7 protein-coding genes are annotated in these 6,224 nt (G+C 69.7%); 6 read left to right on the forward strand and 1 reads right to left on the reverse strand.

Annotated elements, in window-relative coordinates; all coding sequences use genetic code 11:
* The first annotated feature begins 353 nt into the window (after positions 1 to 353).
* The 6 genes from D588_RS0106730 to D588_RS0106755 all read left to right on the forward strand — a co-directional run bounded on the left by D588_RS0106730 (position 354) and on the right by D588_RS0106755 (position 5,772).
* On the forward strand, positions 354 to 932 hold the full coding sequence (locus tag D588_RS0106730; protein ID WP_026143455.1) for a hypothetical protein: 579 nt from the start codon (positions 354 to 356) through the stop codon (positions 930 to 932).
* Complete coding sequence (locus D588_RS0106735; RefSeq protein WP_017908434.1) at positions 929 to 1,129, forward strand: helix-turn-helix transcriptional regulator; 201 nt, start codon at positions 929 to 931, stop codon at positions 1,127 to 1,129. Before D588_RS0106730 ends, D588_RS0106735 begins: the two co-directional genes overlap by 4 nt.
* A 90-nt stretch (positions 1,130 to 1,219) precedes the next feature.
* Positions 1,220 to 2,734, forward strand: coding sequence for an alpha/beta fold hydrolase (locus D588_RS0106740; protein ID WP_017915439.1), 1,515 nt, complete (start codon positions 1,220 to 1,222; stop codon positions 2,732 to 2,734).
* A 31-nt stretch (positions 2,735 to 2,765) separates the two neighbouring features.
* Positions 2,766 to 3,512 carry an ATP-binding cassette domain-containing protein gene (locus tag D588_RS0106745; RefSeq protein WP_017908432.1) on the forward strand — a complete coding sequence of 249 codons (747 nt, stop codon included), beginning with the start codon at positions 2,766 to 2,768 and terminating at the stop codon, positions 3,510 to 3,512.
* Positions 3,509 to 4,690 (forward strand): ABC transporter permease, encoded by a 1,182-nt coding sequence (locus D588_RS0106750; RefSeq protein WP_017915440.1) that lies wholly within the window; start codon positions 3,509 to 3,511, stop codon positions 4,688 to 4,690. The genes D588_RS0106745 and D588_RS0106750 overlap by 4 nt, the downstream gene beginning before the upstream one ends.
* Before the next feature lie 173 nt (positions 4,691 to 4,863).
* Complete coding sequence (locus tag D588_RS0106755) at positions 4,864 to 5,772, forward strand: CPBP family intramembrane glutamic endopeptidase (protein WP_017915441.1); 909 nt, start codon at positions 4,864 to 4,866, stop codon at positions 5,770 to 5,772.
* 96 nt (positions 5,773 to 5,868) lie between these two features.
* Here the strand turns inward: D588_RS0106755 and D588_RS0106760 are convergent.
* Positions 5,869 to 6,224 (reverse strand): energy transducer TonB (locus D588_RS0106760; RefSeq protein WP_017915442.1); only part of this gene is annotated, 356 nt, incomplete at its 5' end.

Below are 6,224 nucleotides of genomic sequence, written 5' to 3' on the forward strand. Positions count from 1 at the left end.
AGAAGGTGCCCCGAAGGGGCGGATGAGGGTACGGTCGCAGCCTCGCATGCATGGGTCAGCGTGGAGCTTCGCGCCCCTACCCTCACCCCAGCCCCTCTCCCGGCAGGAGAGGGGCTGTGACGTCTCTCTTCTCTCTGGGGAGAAGACACCCCGAAGGGGATGAGTGTCGTCCGACACCGGAAGCCGGCTAGCCCGGCGGTGCCTCCATTCTGTCTGTAAAGGACGCTTGACAGGCGTTCCCGCTGCGCGCATTCTGCTGTCAAGCGTGCTTGACAGGGGAAATGGTCGGCACGGCATACGCGGCAGCCGCGAGGGTGCCGGATCGGGGATCGGCTGAGTATCGGGGGCAGATGATGGGCAACTGCAGGCGCAACGCGATCGTGGTGCTGTGCGTGAGTCTGGCGCTGCTGGCGGCCGGGGCCTGGCTGCCGCTCGGCGGCAGCGACTACCTGCGCGGGGTGTGCATGGGCGTCGGCATCGGCGGCCTGTTCATGGCGCTGCTGCTGTGGTGGTCGCGGGGCAGCCTGGCCGACAGCGCGCCGCGGGCGCTGGCACGGCGCTACTACCGCGAGTTCTTTCCGCCGATGGGCGCCTACGTGGTGGTGATGCTGTTCTGGAAGCGCCTGCTCGACAGCGTCGACGCGCACTGGCTGCGCGTGGTGGTCGCGCTGCTGCCGGCATTGACGTTGGCGCTGGTGATCCGCGCGGTGGCGCGTTTCGTGCGCGACTCCGACGAACTGCAGCGGCGCATCGAGCTGGAGTCCATCGCCATCGCCGCCGGATTGACCTGTGGCGTCTACATGGCCGCCGGGTTCCTTCAGGCGGCGCAGGTCATCGAGGTGCCGGCCTCGAGCGCGATGCTGTGGGTGTTTCCTGCGCTGTGCATGACCTATGGGGTGGTCAAGGTCGCGAACGCGCGCCGCTACCAATGAACAGCCGCATCCGCGAATTGCGCGAGGCGCACGGCTGGTCGCAGGGCGAACTGGGCGAGCGGCTGGGCGTGTCGCGTCAGACCATCAATGCGCTGGAGACCGGCAAGTACGATCCGAGCCTGCCGCTGGCGTTCCGTATCGCGCGGCTGTTCGCGCACAGCATCGAGCAGGTGTTTCTGTTCGATGAAGGCGAGTAACCGCGTACTCCGTTCCATGCCCCACCGGGCACCGACGACGCCATGTTCCGGCATGGCATTCTGCAAGCCATGAACTCAAGGATGCGAACCATGCGACACCCTTCCCGGCCGTTCGCCATCGCGGCGGCCACCCTGTTGCTCGCCGCCTGCCAGGCGGCCCAGGCACCGACGCCGCAGACGTCCGAACGCAGCTACGGCGCGCTGCGCTTCCACCCGTGCACGCTGACCAATCCGGTGGCCTCCAACAACGTGCCGGCGCAGTGCGCGCGCATGGCGGTGGCGGAGAATCCGGCGGCGCCGAACGGCCGCAAGATCGAACTCAACATCGCCTGGCTGCCGGTCACCGGCGAGGGCGGCAGCGACCCGGATCCGGTGTTCTTCCTCGCCGGCGGTCCCGGCCAGGCCGCTACCCAGGTCGCCAGCATCGTCGACATGGCGCTGCGCGAGACCCGCAAGCGCCGCGACGTGTTCCTGATCGACCAGCGCGGCACCGGCCAGTCCAATCCGCTGAGCTGCCTGGGACCGGACGGCAAGGAGATGCCGCTGGCCGATCCGGCACGCGCGCCCACCGCGAACGAACTGGTCGACTACGCGCGGCGCTGCGCGCAGTCGCTGCAGGGCCGCGCGGATCCTCGCTACTACACCACCACCCAGGCGATCGGCGATCTGGATGCGGTGCGCGCCGCGCTGGGCGTGGACAAGATCAATCTGATCGGCGGCTCCTACGGCACGCGCGTCGCCCAGCAGTACGCGCGCCGCTACGCGCCGCACGTGCGCAGCGTGGTCATTGATGGCGTGGCGCCGAACGACCTGGTGGTCGGTGGCGAGTTCGCCACCACCTTCGAGGATGCGATCGCCCTGCAGGCCGAGCAGTGCAAGGCCGATCCGGCTTGCGCCAAGCGCTTTCCCACCGATACCCGCACGCAGTTGCGCGCGGTGGTGGAGCGGCTGCGGCAGGCGCCGGTGGAGGTGGACTACCGCGATCCGGCCAGCGGCCAGAGCCGCCACGACCGGGTCACCGCCGACACCGTCACCAGCCTGGCGTTCTCGTTCTCCTATGCGCCGCAGACCGCGTCGCTGCTGCCGCTGGTGCTGGACGAAGCGGCCAACGGCCGCTACGGGCCGCTGATGTCGCTGGCAAAGATGATGGGCGGGCAACTGGACGGGCAGATGAATCGCGGCATGCAGTGGTCGGTGATCTGCGCCGAGGACGCCGACCGCTATCGCGCCCCGCAGACGCACGACACGCTGCTCGGTCCGGAAGTGGCGCAGATGTTCTTCGCGCCCTGCCCGGTGTGGCCCACCGGCACCCGGCCGGCCGACTTCACCGCGCCGTTCACCTCGACCTTGCCGGTGCTGCTGACCTCCGGCCAGCTGGATCCGGTGACGCCGCCGCGCTACGCCGAGCGCGTGCTGAAGGGCCTGCCCAACGGCCGTCACCTGGTGGTGCGTGGCCAGGGCCACGGCACCATGACCCTGGGCTGCATGCCCAAGCTGCTCGGCCAGTTCTTCGAGACCGCCGATGCCAAGCACCTCGATGCCACCTGCCTGGACGCGATGAGCGGCGTGCCGGCCTTCACTTCATTCAACGGATGGGAACCATGAGCTGCGCAGCGTTCGACAGGGAGGGGCACGCATGATCGTCGCCGACAATCTGCACAAGGCATTCAAGACCCGCGCCGGCGCCGTGCAGGCGGTGCAAGGGGTCAGCTTCCAGGCCGCCGACGGCCAGATCACCGGCCTGCTCGGTCCCAATGGCGCCGGCAAGACCACCACCTTGCGCATGCTGTACACGCTGATGGCGCCGGACCAGGGCCAGGTGCGCGTGGACGGCGTGGACGTGGGCCAGGATCCGATGGCGGTGCGGCGCGCGCTGGGCGTGCTGCCGGATGCGCGTGGCGTGTACAAGCGGTTGACCGCGCGCGAGAACATCGCCTACTTCGGCGAGCTGCACGGGCTGTCGGCGGCACGCATCGCCGAGCGCACCCGGTTGCTGTCGAAGGCGCTGGACATGGACGACATCCTCGACCGCCAGACCGAAGGTTTCAGCCAGGGCCAGCGCACCAAGACCGCGATCGCCCGCGCGCTGGTCCACGATCCGCGCAACGTGATCCTGGACGAACCCACCAACGGCCTGGACGTGATGACCACGCGCGCATTGCGCGGCTTCCTGCGCGAGCTGCGCGAGGAAGGGCGTTGCGTGATCTTCTCCAGCCACATCATGCAGGAGGTGGCGGCGCTGTGCGATCGCATCGTCATCATCGCCAAAGGCACGGTGGTGGCCGCCGGTACCGCCGATGAACTGCGCGCCCTCACCGGCGAACCCAATCTGGAAGACGCCTTCGTCAAGGCGATCGGCAGCGACGAGGGACTGCACGCATGAGCCTGCTCCGTACCGTATTCACCGTGATGCGCAAGGAATTGCGCGACCTCTCGCGCGATCGCCGCACCCTGGCGCTGGCGCTGCTGCTGGGCCCGCTGCTGTATCCGGCGTTGATCCTGGGCATGGGCGCGCTGGCCGAGAGCCGCGTGCGCACCCAGATCGACAAGCCGCTGGACATTCCGGTGATCGGCCGCGAACGCGCGCCGAACCTGGTGGCCTTCCTCGCCGCGCAGGGCTTGAACGCGGTCGCGCCGCCGAAGGACCTGACCGGCGCGATCCGCAGCCAGGACGTGGACCTGGCGCTGAAGATCGACGAGGACTACGCCAACGCCTGGCACGAAGGACGCCCGGCGCTGGTGGAGATCATCAAGGACAGCACCCGCCGCGATGCCGACATCCCGACCCAGCGGGTGCAGGCCGCGTTGAGCATGTACGGCCAGCAGGTCGGGGCCTTGCGCCTGCTGGCGCGCGGCATCGATTCGCAGGTGTCGCGGCCGCTGGACGTGGCGCTGCAGGACCTGGCCACGCCCGAAGCCAAGCGTGGCGCGTTGCTGGCGATGCTGCTGCCGGTGCTGCTGACCATCACCTCGTTCATCGGCGGCGCGTACCTGATCCTCGACGCCACCGCCGGCGAACGCGAGCGGCAATCGCTGGAGCCGCTGCTGGCCACGCCGGCCTCGCGCAGCGCCATCGTCAGCGGCAAGATCGCCGCCGCCTGCGTGGTCGGCCTGGTCTCGCTGCTGCTGACCCTGCTCGCGTTCAAGCTCAGCGCGCAGGTGGCCAACGGCATCGGCCGCCAGCTCAACGTCAGCTTCGTGGCGATGTTGCAGATGCTGTTCGTGCTGCTGCCGATGCTGTTCATCGGCACCTCGCTGCTGACCTATCTGGCGGCCGCGGCCAAGAGCATGAAGGAAGCGCAGAGCCACATGACCTGGCTGATGCTGCTGCCGATGCTGCCGGGCTATGCGTTGATGGTGTATCCGCTGAAGACCACGCTGTGGCAGTTCGCGGTGCCGTTCCTGGCGCAGAACCAGATGCTGATGAAGATCATCCGCCGCGAGACGATCGATCCGCAGATCTGGGCGGTGTACCTGCTCACCGGTTTCGGCCTGGCCGCGGTGCTGTGGCTGGCGGCGGTGCGCCGCTACCGGCAGGAACAGCTGGCGATCTCCAGCTGAGCAGGAGGCAGCGCGCGGGCCGGTTCCGCGCTCTGCACGCCGGTCGTCGCGGAGCCGCGCAGGAAACGCGATCGTGATGCACACTCGCTGCGCGCAGCGGCGTTGTCCGTCCTGCCGATGCTTCCTCCGCAGCGAGCCTTTGCATGTCTCCAGATCCACACGATGCCCCAGCAATGATGGCGGCCGGCGCCGGGCGCCTGCTGGTGCTGGGCGAGGCGCGCATCCTGCAGCCGGGAAGGGGGCGCTGGCTGCGGGGGCTGCTCTGGGCGATCGCATTGCTGGCGCTGATGATCGTCGTGGCGACGGCAGTGCCGCTGCTGTGCGCCAGGCTGCTTCCGCCGGGCGGGGATCGGCTCGCGCCGTATGCAACGGCGCTGACGGCCGCCGTGTTCTACGCAATCGCGGTGCGCCTGGGCGAGCGGCGCTGGCCGGCGGAACTCGCCTGGCGCGCCGCGCCCTTGCAGTTGGGCGTGGGGCTGCTGTTGGGGGCGGCCATGTTCGCGGCGGTGATGGCGATCATGGCGGCGTTCGGCGTCTACACGATCCGCTGGAACGGGCCGGCGCCGCTGTGGGCGCCGCTCGGGAAGGCGTTGCAGGCCGGCGTGGTGGAAGAGCTGATGTTGCGCGCGATCCTGTTGCGGCTGCTGTGGCGCGCGTTCGGGCCATGGTTGGCGTTCGCACTGTCGGCGCTGCTGTTCGGCCTGGCCCACCTCGGCAATCCGAACGCGAGCGTGTTCGCCGCGTTGTGCATCGCGGTGGAGGCGGGCGTCATGCTGGGCGCGTTCTATGTGCTCAGCGGCCGGCTCTGGGTCTCCATCGGCGTGCATGCGGCCTGGAACTTCACCCAGGGCTATCTGTTCGGCGCGGCGGTATCGGGGACCGACATGGGGCCGGCGATCGCGCGCAGCACGGCGCAGGCCGGGGTGCCGGAATGGTTGAGCGGTGGCGCGTTCGGCCCGGAGGCCTCGCTGCCCGGCTTGCTGGTGTGCACGGTGGTGGGCGCGATCGCGACCTGGATGGCTTGGCGCAAGGGGCGCTTCGGCGTCTCCGCGCGCAGTGCTGGCATGACACCGACGTCCTGATCGCGCTGGTCGACGTGTTGCGGTCGGCGCGGTGTTGCGCCTGAGCGTTCGCTGCGCGCCCGGCCACTGCGGGGCACGCAGGTGTCATTGATGGGCTCAGCCGCCGGGATTGAACGCCAGCGTGCGGCGGGTGGTCACCGGCGCGCCGACCGGTTCGAAGCGCCAGCGCTTGGTGGCGTTCAACGCCTCGCGGTCGAACACCCGCGGCGGCGTGGAGCGCAGCACGCGGGCATTGGTGACCGCGCCGTCGGTGCCGACGGTGATCTCCACCAGCACTTCGCCTGCGGTGCCCGAGCGCAGCGCTTCGGGCGGATAGCGCGGCGCCGGGGTGCTGATCGGGCGCAGCGTCTGTGCCGTAGCGGTAGCGGTAGCGGCAGCGGCAGCGGCCGGCGCGGCCGCGGGGGCTGCGGCCGGTGCCGGCGTCGGTTGCGTGGTGGCGGCGGGCGTGGCGG

This window comes from Xanthomonas sp. SHU 308 (assembly GCF_000364645.1).
Lineage (GTDB): Bacteria > Pseudomonadota > Gammaproteobacteria > Xanthomonadales > Xanthomonadaceae > Xanthomonas_A > Xanthomonas_A sontii.

Bases quoted from the DNA above. Each gene is read 5' to 3' on its own strand.
- D588_RS0106755 (WP_017915441.1), top strand. From the start codon at position 4,864: ATGATGGCGGCCGGCGCCGGGCGCCTGCTGGTGCTGGGCGAGGCGCGC.
- D588_RS0106735 (WP_017908434.1), top strand. From the start codon at position 929: ATGAACAGCCGCATCCGCGAATTGCGCGAGGCGCACGGCTGGTCGCAG.
- D588_RS0106730 (WP_026143455.1), top strand. From the start codon at position 354: ATGGGCAACTGCAGGCGCAACGCGATCGTGGTGCTGTGCGTGAGTCTG.
- D588_RS0106745 (WP_017908432.1), top strand. From the start codon at position 2,766: ATGATCGTCGCCGACAATCTGCACAAGGCATTCAAGACCCGCGCCGGC.
- D588_RS0106750 (WP_017915440.1), top strand. From the start codon at position 3,509: ATGAGCCTGCTCCGTACCGTATTCACCGTGATGCGCAAGGAATTGCGC.
- D588_RS0106740 (WP_017915439.1), top strand. From the start codon at position 1,220: ATGCGACACCCTTCCCGGCCGTTCGCCATCGCGGCGGCCACCCTGTTG.